At 65.4% G+C, this 23,816-nt stretch carries 22 protein-coding genes and 2 pseudogenes; 13 read left to right on the top strand and 11 right to left on the bottom strand.

Annotation, left to right across the window (positions count from 1 at the left end; translation table 11 throughout):
- Nucleotide 1 precedes the first annotated feature (1 nt).
- The 5 genes from ACR9YP_RS04810 to dnaK form a co-directional block, all read right to left on the bottom strand.
- Nucleotides 2-580, bottom strand: a complete 579-nt coding sequence (locus ACR9YP_RS04810; RefSeq protein WP_438103746.1) for an NADPH-dependent FMN reductase — start codon at nucleotides 578-580, stop codon at nucleotides 2-4.
- Between the two features lie 165 nt (nucleotides 581-745).
- Entirely contained in the window at nucleotides 746-1,345 is a 600-nt protein-coding gene (locus ACR9YP_RS04815; protein ID WP_091882486.1) for a class I SAM-dependent methyltransferase, read from the bottom strand.
- Between the two features lie 87 nt (nucleotides 1,346-1,432).
- Complete coding sequence (gene dnaJ, locus ACR9YP_RS04820; protein ID WP_370988995.1) at nucleotides 1,433-2,572, bottom strand: molecular chaperone DnaJ; 1,140 nt, start codon at nucleotides 2,570-2,572, stop codon at nucleotides 1,433-1,435.
- Between the two features lie 27 nt (nucleotides 2,573-2,599).
- Nucleotides 2,600-2,734 (bottom strand): hypothetical protein, encoded by a 135-nt coding sequence (locus ACR9YP_RS04825; protein ID WP_370988996.1) that lies wholly within the window; start codon nucleotides 2,732-2,734, stop codon nucleotides 2,600-2,602.
- Nucleotides 2,735-2,832: 98 nt separating this feature from the next.
- Nucleotides 2,833-4,734: a molecular chaperone DnaK gene (gene dnaK / locus ACR9YP_RS04830; RefSeq protein ID WP_025033017.1), complete on the bottom strand. Its 1,902-nt coding sequence runs from the start codon at nucleotides 4,732-4,734 to the stop codon at nucleotides 2,833-2,835.
- A 394-nt stretch (nucleotides 4,735-5,128) separates the two neighbouring features.
- Here dnaK and ACR9YP_RS04835 point away from each other — a divergent pair, with 394 nt between their 5' ends.
- Together ACR9YP_RS04835 and pncA are read left to right on the top strand one after the other, a co-directional pair.
- Nucleotides 5,129-6,070, top strand: coding sequence for a hypothetical protein (locus ACR9YP_RS04835; RefSeq protein ID WP_474219106.1), 942 nt, complete (start codon nucleotides 5,129-5,131; stop codon nucleotides 6,068-6,070).
- 273 nt (nucleotides 6,071-6,343) lie between these two features.
- Entirely contained in the window at nucleotides 6,344-7,066 is a 723-nt protein-coding gene (gene pncA, locus ACR9YP_RS04840) for a bifunctional nicotinamidase/pyrazinamidase (RefSeq protein WP_438103743.1), read from the top strand.
- A gap of 68 nt (nucleotides 7,067-7,134) precedes the next feature.
- Here pncA and grpE read toward each other — a convergent pair whose 3' ends face one another.
- Together grpE and hrcA are read right to left on the bottom strand one after the other, a co-directional pair.
- Nucleotides 7,135-7,755, bottom strand: coding sequence for a nucleotide exchange factor GrpE (gene grpE / locus ACR9YP_RS04845; protein WP_474219107.1), 621 nt, complete (start codon nucleotides 7,753-7,755; stop codon nucleotides 7,135-7,137).
- Between the two features lie 96 nt (nucleotides 7,756-7,851).
- A complete protein-coding gene (gene hrcA, locus ACR9YP_RS04850) occupies nucleotides 7,852-8,940 on the bottom strand; it encodes a heat-inducible transcriptional repressor HrcA (protein WP_091882505.1) in 1,089 nt (362 codons plus the stop codon).
- A gap of 168 nt (nucleotides 8,941-9,108) precedes the next feature.
- Between hrcA and rph the strand changes: the two genes are divergently transcribed.
- From rph to hemW, 3 genes are read left to right on the top strand one after another with little or no spacing between them, the layout of a single operon-like run.
- Nucleotides 9,109-9,822, top strand: a complete 714-nt coding sequence (rph, locus tag ACR9YP_RS04855) for a ribonuclease PH (protein ID WP_474219108.1) — start codon at nucleotides 9,109-9,111, stop codon at nucleotides 9,820-9,822.
- A 10-nt stretch (nucleotides 9,823-9,832) separates the two neighbouring features.
- Entirely contained in the window at nucleotides 9,833-10,468 is a 636-nt protein-coding gene (gene rdgB, locus ACR9YP_RS04860) for an RdgB/HAM1 family non-canonical purine NTP pyrophosphatase (RefSeq protein ID WP_438103739.1), read from the top strand.
- A complete protein-coding gene (gene hemW, locus ACR9YP_RS04865) occupies nucleotides 10,455-11,609 on the top strand; it encodes a radical SAM family heme chaperone HemW (RefSeq protein WP_438103737.1) in 1,155 nt (384 codons plus the stop codon). The genes rdgB and hemW overlap by 14 nt, the downstream gene beginning before the upstream one ends.
- A 112-nt stretch (nucleotides 11,610-11,721) precedes the next feature.
- Here the strand turns inward: hemW and ACR9YP_RS04870 are convergent, their stop codons facing one another.
- Nucleotides 11,722-12,957, bottom strand: coding sequence for a penicillin-binding protein activator (locus tag ACR9YP_RS04870; protein ID WP_474220997.1), 1,236 nt, complete (start codon nucleotides 12,955-12,957; stop codon nucleotides 11,722-11,724).
- Between the two features lie 341 nt (nucleotides 12,958-13,298).
- Between ACR9YP_RS04870 and rsmI the strand changes: the two genes are divergently transcribed.
- Genes rsmI through gshB form a run of 3 tightly spaced genes read left to right on the top strand, consistent with a single transcriptional unit; the run spans nucleotide 13,299 to nucleotide 15,604 of the window.
- Complete coding sequence (gene rsmI, locus ACR9YP_RS04875) at nucleotides 13,299-14,261, top strand: 16S rRNA (cytidine(1402)-2'-O)-methyltransferase (protein ID WP_438103735.1); 963 nt, start codon at nucleotides 13,299-13,301, stop codon at nucleotides 14,259-14,261.
- Nucleotides 14,248-14,649, top strand: a complete 402-nt coding sequence (locus ACR9YP_RS04880; protein ID WP_438103733.1) for a YraN family protein — start codon at nucleotides 14,248-14,250, stop codon at nucleotides 14,647-14,649. Before rsmI ends, ACR9YP_RS04880 begins: the two co-directional genes overlap by 14 nt.
- A 10-nt stretch (nucleotides 14,650-14,659) precedes the next feature.
- Entirely contained in the window at nucleotides 14,660-15,604 is a 945-nt protein-coding gene (gene gshB, locus ACR9YP_RS04885) for a glutathione synthase (protein WP_091882526.1), read from the top strand.
- 63 nt (nucleotides 15,605-15,667) lie between these two features.
- Here gshB and ACR9YP_RS04890 read toward each other — a convergent pair whose 3' ends face one another.
- Nucleotides 15,668-16,957 (bottom strand): IS4 family transposase, encoded by a 1,290-nt coding sequence (locus tag ACR9YP_RS04890; RefSeq protein WP_438103448.1) that lies wholly within the window; start codon nucleotides 16,955-16,957, stop codon nucleotides 15,668-15,670.
- A gap of 616 nt (nucleotides 16,958-17,573) precedes the next feature.
- On the opposite strand from ACR9YP_RS04890, the pseudogene cpaB reads away from it, so the two are divergent.
- The 4 genes and pseudogenes from cpaB to ACR9YP_RS04910 all read left to right on the top strand — a co-directional run bounded on the left by cpaB (nucleotide 17,574) and on the right by ACR9YP_RS04910 (nucleotide 22,012).
- Nucleotides 17,574-18,385 (top strand): annotated as a pseudogene (gene cpaB / locus ACR9YP_RS04895) (Flp pilus assembly protein CpaB).
- Between the two features lie 13 nt (nucleotides 18,386-18,398).
- Nucleotides 18,399-19,916: a type II and III secretion system protein family protein gene (locus tag ACR9YP_RS04900; protein WP_091882534.1), complete on the top strand. Its 1,518-nt coding sequence runs from the start codon at nucleotides 18,399-18,401 to the stop codon at nucleotides 19,914-19,916.
- A gap of 75 nt (nucleotides 19,917-19,991) precedes the next feature.
- Complete coding sequence (locus tag ACR9YP_RS04905) at nucleotides 19,992-20,726, top strand: CpaD family pilus assembly protein (RefSeq protein WP_438110473.1); 735 nt, start codon at nucleotides 19,992-19,994, stop codon at nucleotides 20,724-20,726.
- Nucleotides 20,723-22,012, top strand: a complete 1,290-nt coding sequence (locus tag ACR9YP_RS04910) for a CpaE/TadZ family protein (RefSeq protein ID WP_091882540.1) — start codon at nucleotides 20,723-20,725, stop codon at nucleotides 22,010-22,012. The genes ACR9YP_RS04905 and ACR9YP_RS04910 overlap by 4 nt, the downstream gene beginning before the upstream one ends.
- An 82-nt stretch (nucleotides 22,013-22,094) precedes the next feature.
- Here the strand turns inward: ACR9YP_RS04910 and ACR9YP_RS04915 are convergent, their stop codons facing one another.
- Both ACR9YP_RS04915 and ACR9YP_RS04920 read right to left on the bottom strand, forming a co-directional pair.
- Nucleotides 22,095-22,868, bottom strand: coding sequence for a tetratricopeptide repeat protein (locus ACR9YP_RS04915; protein WP_438103731.1), 774 nt, complete (start codon nucleotides 22,866-22,868; stop codon nucleotides 22,095-22,097).
- An 80-nt stretch (nucleotides 22,869-22,948) separates the two neighbouring features.
- Nucleotides 22,949-23,194 carry a PilZ domain-containing protein gene (locus ACR9YP_RS04920; RefSeq protein ID WP_018644993.1) on the bottom strand — a complete coding sequence of 82 codons (246 nt, stop codon included), beginning with the start codon at nucleotides 23,192-23,194 and terminating at the stop codon, nucleotides 22,949-22,951.
- 226 nt (nucleotides 23,195-23,420) lie between these two features.
- Here ACR9YP_RS04920 and ACR9YP_RS04925 point away from each other — a divergent pair.
- Nucleotides 23,421-23,522: pseudogene (locus ACR9YP_RS04925) on the top strand (ATP-binding protein); the annotation flags it as partial.
- Nucleotides 23,523-23,816 lie beyond the last annotated feature (294 nt).

Here is a 23,816-nt window from a genome sequence, read left to right on the forward strand (position 1 = left end):
CTCACATCATGCGTTGGGAAATGTCGATCAACTGCCGCACCAACTCCTTCAACGCGGCGATATCGCCCTCGTTCTTCAGCCTGTCCATATCGTCATAGGCCTGATCGGCAAAGGCAAGCGTGAGCTGGCTGGCAATCACATGGGCGTGGCAGGAGGTCAGGATCAGCCGCAACGCCTGCAGCGCACGGGCCGCGCCCAGCCGGCTCTGCGAGGCGCCGGCGAGCGCGAAGACGCGGTTGCGGAACACGTCGCCGCGCGCCTCGTGCAGATCGTGCACGAGGCTGACCCAGTCGATCGCGTTCTTCAGTAGCGGCGGCACCGATGCATTGTATTCGGGCGTGACGATCAGCACGCCGTGATGCGCGCCGATCATGCGCTTGAGATTGATAGCGTGCTTGGGCACGCCGGATTTGGCCTGGAGATCGCCGTCATAGATCGGCAGCGGAAAATCAGCGAGCGAGATGCGGGTGACGTCGACGCCGGCCTGGTCGAATTCATAGGCTGCGAGCGCCGCCAGCTTCGCATTATGCGAGCCGGTGCGCAGCGAGCCGGGAATGACCAGGATCTTGGGAGCTGACATCCGGGCGGCGAACTCCGTTCACCTCTCCCGCTTGCGGGGGAGGTCGACGCGCGAAGCGCGGCGGGAGGGGGCTTTCTCGACTGGGGGATCCCACCGTAGAGACACCCCCACCCCAGCCCTCCCCCGCAAGCGGGAGAGGGAGCGCACCGCGTTTGTGGCGACAGGTTAGTCCTTGCGATACACCCAGACGCGGGCCGGCGGAAGGTTCATCCAGATCCGTTCCGAGGCCTCTGTGGACACGCCGGGCAGCGATTTCGGGATCGGCGGCACCACCGCATAGGTGAACTGGATGAACGGCGCGCCGGGCGCCAGCGCCGTGAAGGCATCGCGGATGAGCCGCAGCCGCGTCAGCATCGGTTTTGTGACGAGCGGCAGGCCGGAGACGACCGCGGAAGCCGGCGCGCTCAAGACATTCCAGAGCGTGTCGCGCAGGCGATAGGCATCACCCTGCACCACCTTGGCTTGCGGGTAGCGGTCGCGCAGCAGGGCGCAGAAGCCGGGATTGTATTCCACAAGGACGAGACGCTTCTGGTCGATGCCACGCTCGATCAGAGCCGAGGTGATGGCGCCGGTGCCGGGCCCGAGCTCGACCACCGGAGCGTCGGAATCGATATCGACGTAATGGGCCATGGTCCGGGCCAGCAGCTTGCCCGACGGCATCACCGCGCCCATGTGCAGCGGCTTTTCGATCCAAGATCTGAGAAAGCGCACCTCGTCATCAAGACGAGGCTTCTTCAACGCACGCGCGGACGATGGCAATGGCATGTCAGGACCGGACGGGACCGCGGGACGCGGCGTGTCAGAAAATGGTCATAAAGACGTATAGGCCGAAGGCGGCACGGTCAAGACACGTCAACTCGCCCGGTTGCCGAAGAAATCCTTGACCTTGGCGAAGAATCCCTCGGATTCCGGCTGGGTGTTGCCGGAGGAGAGCTTTTCGAACTCGGCCAGCAATTCCTGCTGCTTCTTGGTGAGGTTCTGCGGGGTCTCGACCACGACCTGGACGTACATGTCGCCCATCTGACGCGAGCGCAGCACCGGCATGCCCTTTGATGCAATGCGGAACCGGCGGCCCGACTGGGTTCCGGCGGGCACCTTCACCTTGGCCTTGCTCTTCTCGATCGTCGGCACCTCGAATTCGCCGCCGAGGGCGGCCGTCACCATCGAGATCGGCACGCGGCAATGCAGATCGGCGCCGTCGCGCTGGAAGAACTGGTGCTGGGCCAGCGACAGGAAGATGTAAAGGTCGCCGGGCGGGCCGCCGCGGACCCCGGCCTCGCCCTCGCCGGCGAGCCTGATCCTCGTGCCGTCCTCGACCCCTTGCGGAATGTTGACTGACAACGTGCGCTCGCGGGTGACCCGGCCCTGGCCCGAGCAGGACGGGCAGGCATCCTCGATCATCTGGCCGCGGCCCTGACAGCCGGGACAGGTGCGCTCGAGCGTGAAGAAGCCCTGCGACTGCCGCACGCGGCCGGCGCCGCCGCAGGCCGAGCAGGTCTTCGGCTTGGTGCCGGCCTTGGCGCCGATGCCCGAGCAGGCCTCGCAGGTGACCGAGACCGGAATCTCGATCTGCGCGGTCTTGCCGCCAAAGGCTTCCTCGAGCGTGATCTCCATGTTGTAGCGCAGGTCGGCGCCACGTTCGCGGCCGCCGCGGCTGCGCTGTCCGGCCATGCCGAACAGGTCTTCGAAAATGTCGGAGAAGGAGGAGGCGAAGCCCGCGCCGAAACCGGCACCGCCGCCGCCGAAGCCGCCGCCCTGCTCGAACGCGGCGTGGCCGTAACGGTCGTAGGCGGCGCGCTTGTCCTTGTCCTTGAGGATCTCGTAGGCCTCGTTGATTTCCTTGAACTTGACCTCGCTGGTTTCATCCCCGGGATTGCGGTCGGGATGGAATTTCATCGCCAGCTTGCGGAACGACGATTTCAGCTTGGATTCGTCGGCGTCGCGTTCGACTTCGAGGGTCTCGTAGTAGCAGCGCTTGGTGGACGTGGACATGTCGGACTCGGTCTATCCAATCGCGAATCAAGTCGGGGCGAAACGACGCCGCTGCGCAACGACATAGGCAGCCTTGATATAGGCGGCCTTGCGCGTCGCGGCAGAGGGCAGCGTAGCAACATTGAGCATAACGGCTGGGAATTGATTGATCGTAACGGGCATCTGTCTCGCCCGTCCCGACACGTTGGCCTCCCCCGCGAGGGAGGAGGCCTTTAGCGCGTCTGGGGTCCAAGCCGTCCGCATCGTCACCCTCTTGGGGTTTAAGCGGACTTCTTGTTGTTCTTGTCGTCGTCGACCTCGGTGAATTCCGCGTCGACGACGTCGTCCTTGGCCGCATCCTTCTTGGCGTCGGCCTCGGCCTGCTGCTTGTACATGGCCTCGCCGAGCTTCATCGACGCCTGGGCCAGCGTTTGGGTCTTGGCCTTGATCGCCTCGGCATCGTCGCCCTTCAGCGCTTCCTTGAGGTCGCTGACGGCATCCTCGATGGCGCGGCGCTCGCTCTCGGCGACCTTCGAACCGTGCTCGGCCAGCGCCTTCTCGGTCGAATGCACCAGGCCATCCGCCTCGTTCTTGGCGGTCACGGCCTCGCGGCGCTTCTTGTCCGCCTCGGCATTGGCCTCGGCGTCCTTGACCATCTTCTCGATGTCGGCTTCCGACAGGCCGCCCGAGGCCTGGATGCGGATCTGCTGCTCCTTACCGGTGGCCTTGTCCTTGGCCGAGACGTTGACGATGCCGTTGGCGTCGATGTCGAAGGTCACCTCGATCTGCGGCATGCCGCGCGGGGCCGGCGGAATGCCCATCAGGTCGAACTGGCCGAGCATCTTGTTGTCGGCCGCCATTTCACGCTCGCCCTGGAAGACGCGAATGGTGACGGCGTTCTGGTTGTCCTCGGCGGTCGAGAACACCTGGCTCTTCTTGGTCGGGATCGTGGTGTTGCGGTCGATGATGCGGGTGAACACGCCACCCAGCGTCTCGATGCCCAGCGACAGCGGGGTCACGTCGAGCAGCAGCACGTCCTTGACGTCGCCCTGGAGCACGCCGGCCTGGATCGCGGCGCCGATCGCCACGACTTCGTCCGGGTTGACGCCCTTGTGCGGCTCCTTGCCGAACAGCTGCTTCACGACTTCCTGGACCTTCGGCATGCGCGACATGCCGCCGACCAGCACGACTTCGCCGATCTCACCGGCGGTGACGCCGGCATCCTTCAGCGCCTTGCGGCAGGGTTCGACCGTTTTCTGGATGAGGTCGTCGACCAGCGCCTCGAACTTGGCGCGGGTGAGCTTCATCGTCAGATGCTTCGGCCCGGTCTGGTCCGCGGTGATGAAGGGCAGGTTGATCTCGGTCTGCGTCGTCGAGGACAGCTCGATCTTGGCCTTTTCAGCGGCTTCCTTCAGGCGCTGCAAGGCGAGCTTGTCGTTGCGCAGGTTGATGCCCTGCTCCTTCTGGAACTCGTCGGCGAGATAGCCGACCAGGCGCATGTCGAAATCTTCGCCGCCGAGGAAGGTGTCGCCGTTGGTCGACTTCACCTCGAACACGCCGTCGCCGATTTCGAGAATGGAGATATCGAAGGTGCCGCCGCCGAGGTCGTACACCGCGATGGTGCCGGCCTTGGTCTTGTCGAGGCCATAGGCAAGCGCGGCCGCGGTCGGCTCGTTGATGATGCGCAGCACTTCGAGGCCCGCGATCTTGCCGGCGTCCTTGGTCGCTTGGCGCTGGGCGTCGTTGAAGTAGGCGGGAACGGTGATGACGGCCTGGTCGACCTTCTGGCCGAGATGGGCTTCCGCGGTCTCCTTCATCTTCTGCAAGATGAACGCCGAGACCTGCGAGGGCGAGTAGGTCTGGCCGTCGGCCTCGACCCAGGCGTCGCCGTTGGAAGCCTTCACGATCTTGTACGGAACGAGCTTCTTGTCCTTCTCGACCATCGGGTCGTCGTAGCGGCGGCCAATGAGGCGCTTCACTGCGAAGAAGGTGCGCTCGGGATTGGTGACGGCCTGGCGCTTGGCCGGCTGGCCGACGAGGCGCTCGCCGTCATCCGTGACGGCGACGATCGAAGGCGTCGTCCGCATGCCTTCGGAATTCTCGATGACTTTGGCGTTCTTGCCATCCATTACGGCGACGCACGAGTTCGTGGTGCCGAGGTCGATCCCAATGACCTTTCCCATGGTCCTGATATCCTTCTTTTTGCGGCAGGTTGGCTGGGCCCAGAAGGCACCCGACCGAAACCCCCTAAGATCAAACATCCGCGATATTGCGATGATTGAGGCTCATATAGGAGGGGGGGAGGGGCCCGCAAGGACCGAACGCAAGTTTCGGCCGCGAAAACATCGGGTTTTGGAAGATCATATCCGGGCTCAACCACCCTTGCGGGTGAGGAAATATTAACAGGTTCAGGCCTCGGCAAGCCCCCGCTATGGCAGTCCGCCCCACCCTGTTGCGGCAAGGCCAAACCCGCTAAAAGGCGGTCCGGCCGGCAACCGCAGCGCAGCTGCTCCGCGCGACAAAGCGGCCCAATGGCCGACCATCGAACGGCCTCAATGTGAACCAATCAGAGTGCCCATGAAGCTGATCCGCCCCCTCGTCGCGCTCATCCTCCTCGTCGCCTCGGCGCTTCCGACCCTTGCTGCCGACGCCGTTTACCCGCCTGGCCTGCGCCTCGGCATGGTGCCGCTGATCGGGCTGAGCACGGCCAAGTCCTTTCCGGGCTTCGAGAGCGAGGACGGCAGCGTCAAGGTGCTGATTACCGAGCTGCCGCCTGCGGCCTATGGCGAGGTCGTGAGCGCCTTCAATTCCAATCCGGCCGGTGCGAACGGCGTCAAGCAGGACAAGATCGAGACCCCCGCGGGCCTTGCCTATTTCACCACCGAAAGCGGCAAGGCCGGCGACACTCCGGTGAGGCGTTATTCGATGATCGTGCCGGGCGCAGGCTTCTCCGGCTATGTCGCGGTGCAGATCCCGGAGAATGCGACCAAGATCTACACCGATGAAGCGGTGCGCCAGATGTTTGCGAGCGCCACCACCCGCAAGCAGGTCTCGGCCGAAGAGCAGATCGCGCTGATGCCGTTCAAGATCACCGAGCTCGCCGACTTCAAGGACATCCGCACGCTGGCGCCGGGCTCGAGCATCATCCTGGCCGACGGCAACGAGAGCGCAGGCTATGAGTCGAAGCCGTTCATGATCCTCGGCCTGATCGGCGCCACCCCGCAGCAGGCCGACGACCGCGCCCGCTTTGCGCAGGAGGCGGCGCTCCAGATTCCCGGCGTGCGCGAGTCGCGCGTCACCATGTCCGAGCCGATCCGCATCAACGGCCAGCAGGGTTTCGAGACCCGGATCGACGGCGTCAGCGGCAAGGACAAGACGCCGGTGACCGTGGTGCAGTGGATCCGCTTCTCGACCGGCGGCGCCTCGCTGCGCATCATCGCCAGCGCCCCGCGCGACCAGTGGCAAGCCGCCTTCACCCGCTTCCGCGCCGTGCGCGACGGCATCCAGCCGAAGGGTTAGTCGCATCCACAAACTGGATGCGCTCCCTCCCCCGCTCGCGGGGGAGGGTTGGGGAGAGGGTATCTCCGCAAGGGGACATTCCCGACGTGGAGAGAGCCCTCACCCGCCGCGCTCTGTGAGCGCAGCGACCTCTCCCGCAAGCGGGAGGGGTTAAGCGAACCCGCCGACCAAGCCCAACCACTCACCAATGTCGGCTGCATTTTCGGGCTTCTGTTCGTATGCGAACGGAACTAGGCTTTCTTCCCGTGGATCATCCTGGAGGGGAGACGAACGATGCTGGATCGGCGACACATGTTGGCGACGCTTGCGACCACGGCGCTCGCGGGCCTCGCTCCAACCGCGCTGTTTGCGGCCGCGTCAATCAAGCCGGACGAGGCCTCCGCGCTGCTCGTGATCGACGTGCAGAACTGCTTCCTGCCCGGCGGCAGCCTTGCGGTGAAGGAAGGCGAGCAGGTGGTGCCTGTCATCAACAAGATCGCGAAAGCGTTTGCGAACGTGGTGATGACGCAGGACTGGCATACGCCCGGCCACATCTCGTTCGCGTCGGTGCATTCCGGCAAGAAGCCGTTCGAGACCGTCGATCTTCGCTACGGCAAGCAGGTGCTGTGGCCGGACCATTGCGTGCAGGGCACCGAAGGTGCCGCGCTGTCGAAGGACCTTGCGATCCCGCACGCCGAACTCATCATCCGCAAGGGTTTTCACAGGGACGTCGACAGCTATTCGGCCTTCCTCGAAGCCGACGGCAAGACCTCGACGGGCCTTGCCGGCTATCTGAAGGGCCGCAAGATCAAGCGCGTCTTCGTCGCTGGCCTCGCGACCGATTTCTGCGTCGCCTGGACGGCGCTCGATGCGCGCAAGGCGGGCTTCGAGGTCTATGTGGTGGAGGACGCCTGCCGCGGCATCGACACGCAGGGCTCGCTGGCAAAGGCCTGGGCCGATATGGCCAAGGCCGGCGTGAAGCGGATTCAATCTGCGGATATCGCGGTGAGTGCGTAAGAGTTTCGCACCGTCATTCCGGGGCGATGCGAAGCGTCGAACCCGGAATGACGGCGAAGCCGTGAGACTCAGTTCGCCGCGCCGCTCGACTCATTGTTGTTGTTGGCCGCGGGCGCAGCCTTCGCGCCGCCCTTGGCGACACCGACCAGGGCGGGACGCAGCACACGCTCGCCGATGGTGTAGCCGGCCTGCACGACTTGCACCACGGTGCCCGACGGCACCGACGCATCCGGGACCTCGAACATCGCCTGCTGGAAATTCGGGTCGAACTTCTGGCCCTGCGGATCGAACTTCTTCACGCCATGCTTTTCCAGCGCGTTGAGCAGCGAGCGCTCGGTGAGCTCGACGCCCTCGATCAGCGAGGTCAGGCCGGGATCGGCCGCCGCACGGGCCTCGGCCGGAACGGCATCGAGCGCGCGCTGGAGGTTGTCGGCGATCTCCAGCACGTCGCGGGCAAAGCCGGTGATGCCGTAGAGGCGGGCGTCGGCGACCTCCTTGGTGGTGCGCTTGCGCAAGTTCTCCATCTCGGCCAGCGTCCGCAGCATGCGGTCGCGCGCCTCGGCGGATTCCTTCTGCAACGTCTCGACCGAGCCCGGCTCGGGATCGTCGGGCATGATGTAGGGCTTCGAGACCACGGGCTCGCCGGTGGGCGCGGTCGTGTCTTCGGGTTGCCGGTCTTGATCGGTCATCGGCTCTATTCTCGAACTCGTCTCAGGGGATTGTTGGCCCGGATATCGTGCCTAAGCTTACGAAAATCAAGCGCCTGTGATCGGAGGAAACGCCGGTCAGCCCCCCAAAAGGCGACTGACGATGCGGGCGGCGTAGTCCACGGTCGGGATCACGCGGGCATAATTCAGTCGCGTCGGGCCGATCACGCCGAGCACGCCGACAATATGGCCGGCGGCATCCCGATAGGGCGAGATGATGGTGGAGGAACCCGACAGTGAGAACAGCTTGTTCTCGCTTCCGATGAAAATTCGCACGCCTTCGGCGGTCTCGGCCCGGCCGAGCAGGTCGATGACGCCACGCTTGGTCTCGAGATCGTCGAACAACAGGCGCACCCGCTCCAAATCCTCCAGCGCGTGCAGATCTTCCAGCAGATTGGCGTGACCGCGGACGATGAGCTGGCGGTCCTCGTTCTCCCCGCCGGACCAGCTTGCGATGCCAGCCGAGATCACCTTTTGCGTCAGCTGATCGAGCTCGGCGCGGGCCTCGCCGAGTGCGGTCTCCAGCTCGAGCCGCGCCTCGGCCAGCGTGCGGCCGCGGATCCGCGCATTGAGGAAATTACCGGCTTCGGTGAGCGCCGAGGAGGGAACTCCGGGCGGCAGCGTCAGGACGCGGTTTTCGACTTGGCCATCCTCGCCGACCAGGATCACCAGCGCCTTCTCCGGTTCCAGGCGGACGAATTCGATGTGCTTGAGCCGCGCATTGGATTTCGGCGTCAGCACGACTGCGGCGGCACGGGTCAGCCCCGACAGCCGCATCAAGGCCTGGTCCAGCGCCGCCTCGACCGATTGCGCCTCGCCGACGGAAGAGAGCTGGCTCTGAATGGATTGCCGTTCGGCCTCGTTGAGGTCGCCGACCTGCATCAAGGCATCGACGAAGAAGCGCAGACCGAGTTCCGTCGGCAGCCGGCCAGCGGAGGTATGGGGCGCATAGATCAGGCCGAGCTGTTCCAGATCGGCCATGACGTTGCGCACGGAGGCCGGCGACAGCGGCATCGCGATCAGGCGCGAGATGTTGCGCGAGCCCACCGGCTCGCCGGTCGCGAGGTAGCTTTCGACAATTTGACGAAAGATGTCGCGGGAACGCTCGTTGAGCTGGGCGAGGCCTGCGCGCGGCGCGATCAGATGGATCGGATCGTGATGGGCCACAGACGGTAACTCCTCTCAGATACTCATAATTTGTCCATCCCGGGCGCTTCTGACAAGCGTGGCGTTTACAGGCTCGAAATCAGGGGGTGAAAAAACCTTGCCGCCCACCCTCGCCCCTCCTACAAGCACCGCGAACAGCCTTTTCCCGTGAGTTTTGGAGGATTTCCCATGCGGCCAAGCCGCCGTGCGCCCGACGAATTGCGCCCCGTGACGCTGGAGCGCGGCGTGGTCAAATATGCGGAAGGCTCGTGCCTGGTGAAATTCGGCGACACCCATGTGCTGGTCACCGCCACGCTGGAAGACCGCCTGCCGCCGTGGCTGAAGGGCCAGGGCCGCGGCTGGGTCACCGCCGAATACGGGATGCTGCCGCGCGCAACCTCCGAACGCACCCGCCGCGAGGCCTCCGCCGGCAAGCAGAGCGGCCGCACCGTCGAGATCCAGCGCCTGATCGGCCGCTCGCTTCGCACCATCGTCGACCTCGAAGCGCTCGGTGAGCGCCAGATCACGGTCGATTGCGACGTGCTCCAGGCCGACGGCGGCACCCGCACGGCCTCGATCACCGGCGCTTGGGTCGCGCTCGCCGATTGCATCAACTGGATGAAGGCGCGCAACATGATCAAGACCAACGTGCTGCGCGACAACGTCGCCGCGATCTCCTGCGGCATCTACAATAGCACGCCGGTGCTCGATCTCGACTACGCCGAGGATTCGGAAGCCGAGACCGACGCCAATTTCGTCATGACCGGCGATGGCCGCCTCATCGAAGTGCAGGGCACCGCGGAACGCGAGCCGTTCACCGAAACCGAGTTCCTGGCGCTGATGGCGCTGGCGCGCAAGGGCGTCGCGCGTCTGGTAGACTTGCAGAAACTGGCTGTGGCGTAGTCAATAGGCCATGCACCGCCGAATCACGGACAAGCTCGTCATCGCCACCCACAATCCCGGCAAGCTCGCCGAGATGCGGGAGCTGCTTGCACCGTACGGCATCGAGGCGGTGTCGGCCGGTGAGCTCGACCTGGGCGAGCCCGAAGAGACCGGCAACGATTTCCGCAGCAATGCCGCGATCAAGGCGATCGCGGCGGCGCGGGCGTCCAAGCTCCCGTCCTTCGCCGATGATTCCGGCATCGTGGTCGACGCGCTCGACGGCGCGCCCGGCATTTTCTCCGCGCGCTGGGCCGGGCCAAACAAAGACTTCGCAGTGGCGATGGCGCAGATCGAGCGCCTGCTCCAGGAGCGCGGCGCGACGATTCCGGCGAAGCGCACCGCGCATTTCGTCTCCGCGCTCTGCGTCGCCTGGCCCGACGATCATCTCGAAGAGGTCGAGGCGCGGGTCGACGGCACGCTGGTCTGGCCGCCGCGCGGTACTGCCGGCTTCGGCTACGATCCGATGTTCCTGCCCGATGGCCACAGCCGCACCTTCGGCGAGATGGAGAGTATCGAGAAGCACGGCCTGCCGCCGCTCGGCCTCGGCCTCTCGCACCGCGCCCGCGCCTTCGTGAAACTGGCGGAGATCTGCCTTGAGCCGCGCTAAGGAAGCCTTCGGCGTCTACGTGCACTGGCCGTTCTGCCTGTCGAAATGCCCCTATTGCGACTTCAACAGCCATGTCCGCCACGCACCAATCGACGAAGCGCGCTTCGCCTCGGCCTTCGCCCGCGAGATCGCAGCGACCGCCGAGCGCGCGCCCGGCCGCGAGGTCACCTCGATCTTCCTCGGCGGCGGCACGCCGTCATTGATGCAGCCCGCAACCGTCGGCGCAGTGCTCGATGCGATCGGCAAGCACTGGCATGTTGCTGACGATGTCGAGGTGACGCTGGAGGCAAACCCGACCAGCGTCGAGGCCACACGCTTCGCCGGCTATCGCGCCGCCGGCGTCAACCGCGTCTCGCTCGGCGTGCAGGCGCTCGACGATGCCTCGTTGAAGGCACTCGGCCGCATGCACAGTGCGCGCGAGGCCCTCGATGCCGTCGCCATCGCGCGCCGCTCGTTCGACCGTTATTCGTTCGACCTGATCTACGCCCGTCCTGACCAGACGCCGGCGATGTGGGCCGAGGAGCTGCGTCTCGCGATCGATGAAGCGGCCGAGCATCTGTCGCTCTATCAATTGACGATCGAGCAAGGCACGCCGTTCTTTGGCCTGCACCAGGCCGGCAAATTGAAGACGCCGGACGAAGCCGTCGCGCGTGCGCTTTACGACGTCACGCAGGAAACCTGCGACAAGCTCGGCCTGCCCGCCTACGAGATCTCCAACCACGCGCGGCGCGGCGCCGAGTGCCGGCACAATCTGGTCTATTGGCGCGGCGAGGAATATGCCGGCATCGGCCCCGGCGCCCATGGCCGGCTCGACATCGACGGCGTGCGCCATGCCACCGCCACCGAGAAGCGCCCCGAAGCCTGGCTGATGCGGGTCGAGACCAACGGCGACGGTGTCGTCACCGACGAGCTCCTCAACAGCGAGGAACGCGCCGACGAATTCTTGCTGATGGGATTGCGTCTCGCCGAAGGCATCGACCCCGAGCGTTACAGAGCACTCTCCGGCCGCCCGCTCGACCCCGGCCGCATTGCGCTGCTCCGCGAGGAAGGCGCGATCACGGTCGACGCGACGGGCCGCCTGCGCGTGACCAGCAGCGGTTTTCCGGTGCTGGATGCTGTGGTCGCGGATTTGGCGGCGTAACGAGATGCCGTAGGGTGGGCAAAGCGAAGCGTGCCCACCACACTCATGCGATCTTGCGGAGAGATGGTGGGCACGGCGCGAAGCGCGCCTTTGCCCACCCTACGGCATCTCGTTACGCCCCAAAACTCTTCGGCGAGCCCGCGACCGCAACGCCGCCTCCCTGCGTCACCTTCATCACCGCAAGCCCGCGCTCGTTGGTGCCATCCGCGCGGAAGCGGAACAGGCCGTCGATGCCGGCAAAGCCCGAGGGGTTGGTGAGCACATCAGGTGAGAAGCGCGTGGTGCCTTGCGTGCGCGCGAGCGCGGCGACGAGGGCGACGGCATCGTAGGCGAGCGTCGCGGTGCGTATCGGGTCGGCGCCGTATTTGGTGCGGTAGCGGCCGGAGAAGGCGCGGAAGCCGGCCGGGTCCGGCGCGGCATAGAGGCCGCCTTGCAACGCAGCGCTGGTATAGACGCGCGGATTGTCCCACAGGCCGGTGCCGAGCAGCTGGATGTTACGCAAATTGGCGCCCGCCGCAGTCATCGCATCCGCGACTGAGACGACGGCATCGCCGTCATCGGCAATGAACAGCGCGTCCGCGCTGCCGAGTTGCTGCGCCACGGTCCGCGCCGGGGTGGCGCGATCGGCGCCGTATTTCTCGAAGGCGACGATGCGCCCGCCGCGCCGCGGCACCGCCGCCTTCACGGCGGCTTCGACGACGTTGCCATAGGCATTGTCGGGCACGAGCACGGCGACCGAGCGCTTTCCGATGCTGGCGGAATATTCGACGATGCGGTTGACGTCGGACTCCGGCAGGAAGCTGAGCAGATAGACGCCGCGGCCGGCGATGCTGGAATCGGTCGAGAACGCGATCACCGAAATGCCGCGCGTGCGCGCGACCTGCGCCACCGCAGGCACCGACTGCGCGAACAGCGGTCCCAGGATGATCTCGGCGCCCTCATCGACCGCCTGCTGAGCACCCGCTTGCGCGCCTTGCGGGCTGCCATTGTCGTCCTTGATCAGGAGCTGGATGTTCGGGTTCTGGAACTCGGCCAGCGCCATCTCCGCGGCGTTGCGCATGGATTGCGCCGCGAGGCCCGCATTGCCGGCGGCCGAAAGCGGTAGGATCACGGCGACCTTCACCCCGCCGGTGCCCGCGGTCGCGGCCTGTTGCGGCGGGCCAGCCGGCTGAGCCGGGGGCGCCGAGCTGGAAAACGGGTTGGAGAACTGGCTGAGACTTTGCTGCACGCCGGCACAGGCCGACAGCAAGGGCGCGCCGAGCAGAAGGCCGAGCGCACTCCGCCGGGTCGCCGCCGACGATCGGGGCCCGGGAGCGGAAAGACTCCTCCAAAGAGGAAGATCTGGGATGACGCGGGCCCACCATGGCAACTTCTCTTCCGACCGGCCGTCGGCAGCCGGTCACTCTTTCCACGACACAAGCCGGGGATTCAGGCATATTGTCGACGAATAGTTAACCAAAACAAAAGGATAATAGCCACTTCACCCGGCCGCCTTCCCGTCCTGGCCAACTGCTCACGCACTCACGCAGCATCAAGGCGGCGTTTCGGTCGCGAATATGGCGCGAGGACCCTCACTCCCTCGCAACGCGATCCCGGATCGATCACATTCCCGTCCGCCCTCACCTCGGCACGATCTTTTTCGAAGAGCCGGTTCCCAGCCCTGCGGATCGTGCCTAAGTTGACTTCATTATGCGCGCAAAGCCGGCCCCGATAAATACGCCTGAAGCTCAAGATGCCGCCTCGCGCGGCTTCTCCATCGACGCCCATCGGCTTACGGCGCCGAAGGCGGCGCCGGGCCTTCATCTGGTGGCGACGCCCATCGGTAATCTCGGCGACATCACGCTGCGGGCGCTTCAGACACTCGCCGGCGTCGACGTCATCGCCTGCGAGGACACCCGCATCACCCGGCGCCTGACCGAGCGCTACGCCATCGCCGCACAACTCAAGCCCTACCACGAGCACAACGCGGAAGCCGCACGCCCAAAAATCCTGGAGGCGCTTGCGGCAGGCGGCTCGGTCGCGCTGGTCTCCGACGCCGGCACGCCGCTGATCTCCGATCCCGGCTTCAAGCTGGTGCGCGAGGTCTGCGCCGCCGGTCATGCGGTGTATGCGCTGCCCGGCCCGTCGTCGGTGCTGGCGGCGCTGTCCGTCGCCGCGCTTCCGACCGACCGCTTCTTCTTCGAAGGCTTTTTGCCGGCGAAATCGGCCGCGCGGCGGTCGCGCCTTGCCGAGCTCGCCCGCATCGACGCGACACTGGTGATGTTCGAATCGGGCAATCGGATGCAGGCCACATTGACCGATCTCGCCGAGATCATGGGTGAGCGAGAGGCCGCGGTCTGCCGCGAGCTGACGAAGTTGCACGAGGAGGTCAGGCGCGCGCCCCTCGCCGAGTTCGCGCGGCAAGCCGACGCGCCGGAGACGCGCGGTGAATTCGTTCTGGTGATCGGTCCGCCTGCAGCAAACGCCGACGTGCTGGCACCGGATGCGCTCGACGGTCTCTTGCGCGAGCAGCTGGCCGCGCACAGCGTCAAGGATGCCGTGGCGCATGCGGTCGCACTCTCGGGCCGGCCGCGCCGCGAGGTCTATGCCCGCGCGCTCGAGCTCGCAAAAGACTTGCACAAGGATTTGCGGGGCGGCGATGGCGAAGACTGAGGTCCCGGCGGAACCGAAAGTCCCCTCGCCCGAGCGCATCGCCGCGTTCCGCACCGGCATCTCGGCCGAGAGCCGCGCCGCCGCCTTTCTCATGGCCAAGGGCTACCGCATCCTCGCCAAGCGTTATCGCACCCCGCACGGCGAGATCGACATCGTGGCGCGCCGCCGCAATCTGATCGCCTTCGTCGAGGTCAAGGCGCGGGCGACGCTGGATGATGCCGCCTTCGCGGTGACGCCGCGCCAGCAGCAGCGCATCATCGATGCCGCACAAGGCTGGCTCGTGGCGCATCCCGAGCATGCCGAATTCGAATTGCGATTCGACGCCATGCTGATTGCGCCGCGATCACTTCCGCGCCATGTGTTGGCGGCATTCGACGCCTCGACCTGAAAGGCAGACCATGAAACTGAACGTCGCCGTCCAGATGGACCCCATCGCCCGCATCAACATCAAGGGCGATTCCACCTTTGCACTGCTCCTGGAGGCGCAGAAGCGCGGCCACGGCCTGTCCTATTACACGCCGGACAAGCTCTCGATGGTCGGCGACGAGCTCGTCGCTCCGGTTCAGCTCCTCACCGTGCGCGACGAGCCCGGCGACCATTTCACCCTCGGGGAGCCGAAGCGCGAGGCGCTCAACGGCTTTGACGTGGTGCTGCTGCGCCAGGACCCGCCGTTCGACCTCGCCTACATCACTTCGACGCATTTCCTGGAGCGGATCCATCCGAAGACGCTGGTCGTCAACGATCCCGCCTCGGTGCGGAACGCGCCGGAAAAGCTGTTCGTGATGAACTTTCCGCAGCTGATGCCGCCGACCCTGATCTCGCGCGACCTCGACGAGATCAACGCCTTTCGCGACAAGCATGGTGCCGTCGTCATGAAGCCGCTGCACGGCCATGGCGGCGCCGCGGTGTTCCGCGTGATGCCGCAGGACATGAATTTCGGCTCGCTGTTCGACATGTTCTCGGTGACGTTCAAAGAGGCGTGGGTGATCCAGCAGTTCATCCCCGAGGTGAAGCACGGCGACAAGCGCATCATCCTCGTCAACGGCGAGTTCGCCGGTGCGGTGAACCGCGTGCCGGCCGCGGACGACCTCCGCTCCAACATGGTGCGCGGCGGCGCGGCGCAGGAGACCGAGCTGACCCCGCGCGAGCGCGAGATCTGCGCCACCGTCGGCCCGGCGCTGCGCGAGCGCGGCCTTCTGTTCGTCGGCCTCGACGTCATCAACGGCAACCTCACCGAGATCAACGTCACCTCGCCGACCGGCATCCGCGCCATTACGCGGCTCGGCGGCCCTGATGTTGCGGCGAAGATCTGGGACGCGATCGAGCAGAAGCGGAAGAAGTAGCATTCTGCAATGATTTGGCTGGGGAGTGCGCGATCTCTCCTCAACGTCGTCCCGGCGAAGGCCCTAGGGCATGCACATATCTCTGAGGCTCCATCCTGCTGCGACGGCGTGGAAGTATTCGAGGCCGTTCTTGAAGGTGATCGGGCCCGGCGGCTTGGACGATGGGTAGCCGTCCCAGCCGCCGAGGCGACCAATGATCCAGGCGGCCCAAGCGAGGCTATCGGGCGGATGTGGGTTCTTTAATCGCTTGCTCCCGGCTTCGAGTTGACGGTTGAGGGCGGTGAGCACGTTAATTTGGCCGTTGTCGAAGGCAGCGAGAATGGGTTGGCGACTGCCATTGCGGGCCTGCAGAAGTTGGATTGTGATGACGGCCGCCTTAGCGGCAATCGCGACCAGCTTGAGAAGGCGATCGGCGGTTCCGATCTGGCTGTCTTCGAGCTTGAAGCCTTGTGTCTTCAGGATGCGGAAGAACTGCTCGATGATCCAGCGTTGCTTGTACCATTGGACGATGCGCCAGGCGTCCTCGATGCCGGTAACCTCGTGAGAGGTGAGAAGCCGCCAGTGCAGCGGCTCTACCCCGGTTTCGGCATTGATCTCGCGCACATCGACCACCGCCAATGGCAAGCTTTCCGGCAGATGGCGCAGGAACTTACTCTGTGGGCGGGCGAGCTCGATTGCGCCAAAGCGAAGTTCGAGGTGAGCCAGGCGGGCGGGCCGCGCGGCGCGCGCAGGCAATTGGATCGCACGCCGATCCACCGCGGCCATGGCATCGCTGACCTCATACAAGCCGCTGCGGTCGGCAAGCTTGCGATCATGCATGCTGCGCGCGATGACGTGGAAGTGTTGCTCGGCCGAGCTGGCATAAAGGGCAAAAATATCGCTCTCGCGGTCACCCAGCACCGTCACCGCTGTGGCCTTGGTGAGGAGCGGCTTGGCCGCCATGGCAGTGGATATCCAGCGCTGCGATTCCTTGTCCGATAACTCCCGATCGTCGTGCGAGGTCGTGCGGCGACCTGTGCGCGTCCATATCTGCCCGCTCAAAAGTCCAAGACAGTTGCCGTCATCGGCATCCACAGCCAGCAGCGGATGCAGCAGCACGCCGTGGTTATTGCCTTTGCCGATTTCTCCGAGCCCGCGCCGGCGTTGCGGTGTGGTGTTGAAGTGGATCTCGCTGGTGTCCTGGATGGCCAGCACGTGGCGGCCCTCTACCGCAGCGACCGTGCTTTCGCTCCAGCTTTCGATGATCCGCTCCACCGTCACCTTGTCATGGCCAAGAAAGCGGTTGAACCGCACTTCCAGCGCGCGGTTCCCCCTGGAGAGCTGCCGAAGGCAGACAGTTTTGCCCACAACCATGCGTTCGACGAACGCCGCCCCCCTTTATCGAGACGACGATCCCCGAACCGGCCCAGCGTCCAGTCAATCCGTGACAACATCGCGGCACCCCGTCCAAATCATGGAGTGCCGCAATACGAATCACACAGAACTCTGATTCTGGAATCCTCCCAGGCCGATCCGAGTCAATCCGCCGCACCAGATATGTGCATGCCCTAGGGCGAAGGCCGGGACCCATACCGCGGAATCTATCTGTGGAGTTGGATGGTAGTACCGGCCACCATTTCCTCGCCAAACTCCTCCCTGGGAGTATGGGTCCCGGCCTTCGCCGGGACGACACCTTTGGTGTTGCGCGGTGCTTCCATCTCATTGGCAGGCCGCTCTGACCCCGCCCATCACTAACCACCCATTCACCATGACGCCGCGCGCTGCATCTGCACGCGTCTCACGCGCTACGTGAATCTACGGGGCCGCTGGCCGACCGAATAACGCTGCGTTCACCATCTGCCGAAAACCCGCAGCGTGATCGGCCATCACGTTCGACCTCGCAACACCCCTTATACTTTTACTCCCTACTCATCGACGCGGGGGAACCCGCCACGTGCGGTTCGAGTGCCCCGCGTAAGAGTAGAAGCGTATGAATACCGCACGCATTGTCGTTCTCGTCATCGCACTGGGCGCCGGCGGCGTCGCTGCGTATCTGGCGAGCAGCTATCAGAGTGCGCCCGCGCCCGTTCTGCCCGTCGCCGAGAAGCTGCCGACGGTCGAGGTTCTGGTCGCGAAGAACGACATTGGGCTCGGCCAGGCCGTGAAGCCCGAGGACCTGCTATGGCAAGCCTGGCCGGCGGCGACCGCGAGCAACGCCTTCATCCGCCGCGACAGTAGGCCCGAGGCGCAGACCCAGATCGCCGGCTCGATCGCGCGCGTGCCGTTGATGCAGGGCGAGCCGATCCGCGAGCAGAACTGGTCAGGGCCGAAGGCTCCGGCTTCATGGCTGCGATCCTGCCCTCCGGCATGCGGGCCGTCTCCACCGAAATTTCAGCCGAGACCGGCGCCGGCGGCTTCATCCTGCCGAACGACCGCGTCGACATCGTGCTGACCCGCCGCCTGAAGAATCCCGAGACCAACGGACCGACCGGCGGCAATGACCTGATCGTGTCCGAGGTCATCCTGACCAACATCCGCGTGCTCGCGATCGACCAGGCGCCGAAGGAAAAGGACGGCCAGACCGCCGTGATCGGCAAGACCGTCACGCTCGAGCTCAAGCCTGACCAGGTCGCCACGCTGTCGGCTGCGCGCCAGGGCGGCACGCTCCAGCTCGCGCTGCGGAGCATCGTCGATGCCAACGCAGTCGATGGCACGCCCGAGGACCAGGCGGTCAAGCGCCCCGCCGGCGTGAATGTAATTCGTTACGGCGTGCAGGCGCGGCAACTGACGTCACAGAAGTGATGATGGGGATAGCATGAACTACGGGGATGATCGGACGGGCGTGCGCATTCGGGGGAAGCGCGCGCGCTCGTTCTTGGCGGGGACGATGCTGATGCTGGGGCTGCTCGCAGCCCCCGACCGGCTCAGTGCCGCGGACGCGCCGGTCGGCGACCAGACACCGATGCAAGCGCCTGATCTCGGTGTGTCGCCAGTCGCGACGATCGCGCCGGCACGGACACGCTTCCTGTCACTCGGCGTCGGCAAGTCCGTCGTCATCGACCTGCCGCGCGAGGTCAAGGACGTGCTGGTGGCCGATCCCAAGATCGCCAACGCGGTGATCCGCTCGGCGCAGCGCGCCTATATCATCGGCGGCCAGGTCGGCCAGACCAACGTGGTGTTCTTCACCGCCGACGGCCAGCAGGTCGCCTCCTACGACATCGCGGTGAAGCGCGACCTCAACGGCATGCGCGCCGCGCTGCGCCAGTCGCTGCCGGGCGTGCAGATCGAAGGCGTCGGCGACAGCGTGATGCTGACCGGCTCGGTCTCGAGCCCGGTCGAGGCCCAGCAGGCCGGCGACGTCGCCGCCAAGCTCGTCGGCGGCAGCGACAAGGTCGTCAACAACATCGTCGTGCGCGGCCGCGACCAGGTGATGCTCAAGGTCGTCGTCGGCGAAGTCCGCCGCGATATCGTCAAGCAGCTGGGCGTCGATCTCAGCGCCAGCCTGAACGCCGGCACCGCGGTGGTGAACTTCAACAACTCCAATCCGTTCTCGGTCTCTGGTGGACCGATCGTCGCCAACAACGGGCTCGGCGTCGCCGGCCTCGCCAAGGGCGTCGCCACCGTCAGCGCCACGATGCGCGCAATGGAAAGCGCTGGCGTCATGCGCACCCTGGCCGAGCCGAGCCTGACCGCGATCTCGGGCGAATCTGCAACCTTCATCGCCGGCGGCGAATTCCCGATTCCGGCGGGCTATTCCTGCGATCCGGTCACCCACGTCTGTACCACCCAGGTCACCTACAAGAAGTTCGGCATCTCCTTGAATTTCACCCCGGTCGTGCTCAGCGAAGGCCGCATCAGCCTGCGCGTCATGACCGAGGTCTCGGAGCTGTCGAATACGAACGCGATCACGCTGACGCAGGCGGTGTCCTCGACCTCGAGCAACTCCATCACGATCCCCTCGGTTCAGACCCGCCGCGCCGAAACGACGCTGGAAATTCCCTCGGGCGGCTCGATGGCGATGGCCGGCCTGATCCAGCAGCACACCAAGCAGGCGATCAACGGCCTGCCCGGCGTCGACCAGGTGCCGATCATCGGCGCGCTGTTCCGCAGCCAGGACTTCGTCAACAACGAGACCGAGCTGATGGTGATCGTGACGCCCTATGTGGTGCGCGCCGTCGCCCAGAAGGAATTGTCGCGGCCCGACGACGGTTTCGCGCCGGCCTCCGACGCGCAGACGGCGCTGCTCGGCCGCATGAACCGCCTTTATGGCATCGCGCGCCGCGTCGATCCGATCAACGGCACGCCCGGCGATTTCGGTTTCATCATCGACTGACGACGAGCGGACGGCCTGGGGAACGGGGCAAGAAACTGGGCAGGAAACGGGGCAAGAGGGGATCAAGCGATGGCGATGACGAGGACGATAGCCGACCGACGCCGCCACTTCAGCGTCGCGCTGGCGCTGACGGGACTGTCCGTCATGCTGGGCGCGTGCAACACCACCGGTGAAATCGTCACTCAGACAGTGCCGACCGACTATCGCCAGCGCCACCCGATCGCGGTGCAGGAGGGCAAGCGCTCGATCGTGATCTTCGTCGGCAAGGCGCGCGGCGGCCTCTCGGCCGCGCAGCACGCGGATGTCGCCGGCATTGCCCGGGACTGGGTGCGCGAAGGCACCGGCTCCGTCGTCGTCGACGTGCCCACCGACACCGCGAATTCGCGCGCGGCGGCGGCGACCTATCAGGAAATCCGCTCCGTGCTCACATCCGGCGGCGTGCCCTCGCGCGCCATCGTCCAGCATCCCTATCGTCCCGAGGATCCTGGCCTCTTGCCGACGATCCGGCTGAGCTATTCCAAAATCAGCGCGGTGGCCGGACCTTGCGGATTGTGGCCGGAAGACGTTGGTCCGAACATCCTCGACCCCGGCTACAACGAGAACCGGCCGTATTTCAATCTGGGCTGCGCCAGCCAGCGCAACCTCGCCGCCATGATCGACAACCCCGCCGACCTCGAACAGCCGCGCGCCGAGACGCCCGCCTACACCGCTCGGCGCGACATCGCCTTCGACCGCTATCGCAAGGGCTCGCCCACTGCGACCGCCTATCCCGAGGCCGACAAGGCCAAACTCAGCGACACCGGCAAATGATTGGCATCCACGACGAAGACGCGGACGATCCGCGGCACCCCGACGAACACATTGCGCCGGTTCCCCGCATCTCGGTGCAGGCCTTTTGCGAGACCGAGCAGACGCTCGCCGCGGTGACAGCGGCGGGGGAGGATCGCCGGCTCGCCAAGGCGCATCTCACTGCCAGGGACGGTGGCCTTGCTGCGGCGATCGAAGTCTATGAATCGATGCCGACGCCGAACGTGATCGTGATCGAATCCGATGGCACGCGCGACATCCTGGAGGGGCTCGACGACCTCGCCGGCGTCTGCGATCCCGGCACCCGCGTCGTCGTGATCGGCAATCCCAACGACACTGCGCCCTATCGCGAGCTGGTCCGTCGCGGCGTCAACGATTACGTGGTCGGACCGGTCGAAACCCTCGACGTGGTCCGCTCGATCTGCAGCCTGTTCTCGGCGTCGGAAGCCATCATCACCGGCCGTGTCATCGCGGTGGTCGGCGCCAAGGGCGGCGTCGGCGCGTCCACCGTCGCGCACAACGTGGCCTGGACCATCGCCCGCGATCTCGCGCTCGATTCCGTCGTGATCGATCTCGACCTCGCCTTCGGCACCGCGAGCCTCGACTACAATCAGGATCCGGTGCAGGGCATTGCCAACGCGGTGCTGTCGCAGGACCGGCCGGACACGGCGCTGATGGAGCGCCTGCTCGCCAAATGCACCGAGCGCCTCAGCCTGCTGGCCGCGCCCGCGACGCTCGACCGGGTCTATGATTTCGGCGCCGAAGCCTTCGACGCGGTGTTCGACACGCTGCGCATGACCACGCCCTGCATCGTGCTCGATGTTCCCCACCAATGGTCGGGCTGGACCCGGCGCGCGCTGGTCAACGCCGACGACATCGTGATCGTGGCCGAGCCCGATCTCGCCAATCTGCGCAACACCAAGAACATGCTGAGCGTGCTCAAGGCGGCGCGGCCGAACGACCGGCCGCCGCTGTACTGCCTCAACCAGGTCGGCATGCACAAGCGCGCGGAGATCGAGGTCAAAGCCTTCGCCAAGACCATGGAGAGCCAGCCGCTCGCCGTGATCCCGTTCGATTCGAAGCTGTTCTCGACCGCCGCCAACAACGGCCAGATGATCGCGGAGGTCTCCAAGAGTCATCGCACCACCCTTCTGTTCCAGAGCATGGCGAACCGCCTTGCCGGCCGCGGCGAGGTGAAGAAGCCAAAGCGTTCGCTGCTCGGGCCGCTGCTGAAAAAGCTGAAGGGCAGGTCGGGCCGCGGATCCGCCCCGCATCGCAAGGCGTCGTAAGGCTAGAAGCGTCTTCGAGCGAACTGGCTACCGGTTCGCGTCAAGACAACGCGTCAAAACGAGAATCTACCAAGAGCGCGGGCTATCTGTCCGCCCGCTGCTGCTTCTTCGCCAGCAATTGCCGCAGCGCCGTGACCTTTGCCGCCGCCTGATCCGGCGGCAGATCGGCCTTCACGATGGCCTCGGCCTCGGCCTGCTTTCCTTCCAGCCCCAGCACGAGCGCGAGATTGGCGCGCACGCGCGGGTCAGTGGGATTGCGCTCGTGCGCGCGGCGCATCGTTTCCTCCGCCCGCGGCAGATTGTTCTGGAGCATGTAGGACAGGCCGAGATTGGACAAAACCTGCGGCTCGTCGGGCACGATCTTCAAGGCGGTCGCGTAATATTGCTGCGCCTCCTCATTGCGGCCGAGCTGATCGAGTGCCGCGCCCTGCGCCGACAGGATGCGCCAGTCCGGATCCTCGGGCGTATGCGCACGGCCGAGAACGTCGAAGGCCTGCTGGAAATTACCGTTGTCGGCGAGCGCGCGGCCATAGCCGGCGAGCAATGCCTTGTTGCTGGGATGGGCGAGCACGGCCTGCTCCATCACCGCGACGGCCTGCGCCCGCTGGCCGCTCTCGCGCAACGCCTTGCCGTAGGCGAGCGCAACGCTGGGATCGCCGGGCTTGGCGCGATAGCGCTCACGCAAGGCGTCGATGTCCGGCTTGGCGTCGACATTGACGGCGGCTTCAGATCTGACGCCGAGCGCGCCGGTCACATCCTCGATGCCATTGGTCTGGCAGCCGCCGAGGACGAGCACCATGAACGCGGGAAGCAGGAATTTCGCCGAAGGAAAGGCGGCGGACGGACGCTTGGGCATACTCTGATCACTCGGCGACTGATCAGAGATGCTTACCCATTAACGCTAAAGCCCCGTTAAGGAGGCGCGTCCATTGAGGCCTAATCGACGAACTCCGCGCCGAACTCGCAGCCGATGCGCCAGCGCAGGCGGCATTGGCGGGAATAATCGGGCGCGAAGATGATGGTGAATTGCGGCGGCACTTCGAGGAATTCCGCCACCACTTTCACGCCACCATCCGAAATATCCGTGATCGTGCAGTCGCGCGGCAGCGAGCCCGCGCCAAAATGGATCTTGGCCAGCCGGCTGCACACCCGGCGTTCGCTTCTCCGGCGATTTGCAAGCATTTGAATTCTTCACCCGTTAGATCACGGCCCATCCCGCAGCCCCAGGAGTAGCGGACATTCGTTGGAATGTGCTGAGAAGAGCCGCTCGCATTCGAGGCGTAGTGTCCGCGTCACGTTTATGATTGGTTAGGGCTGGCGTGGCTCTCGGGCGTGTTCCCGTATTGTTCTTGCGAAAGGCGCCAGGCTCTGCTACCCCTAATTGCGCGAGAGGCAGGCTGGTTCGAGCATGGTTCAGCGGGTTTCTACCGTCGCCTTTGAGGGGATCGAGGCCCGTGCGGTCGACGTGCAGGTGCAGGTCGCCCCGGGCCTGCCGGCCTTCGCAATGGTATGGACTATTAACCTACATTGGATCAGTGGGGCTGATGTGCTCGGATATTGGTGCCTTCTGCGGTAGGTGCCGGACGTCGCGCAAGGTAGCGTCCAAGCTCGTGGATCCGAACTTGCGGCGGGTACCTAACCTAGATCGCAGTCCCAGCACATCAGGTCCAAGAAGGGGATGGAGCCCTAGCCCCATCCCCAAATTTTGACCGTGGCGTTTGCCTACTCCTCGTCGAGTTCGTCTGGTCCTGCTGCCTTCCCAATCAAGTAGACCAGATCGAGACCAGGCTCCCGAACCTCGCAA

The organism is Bradyrhizobium sp. BR14999 (assembly GCF_056106085.1).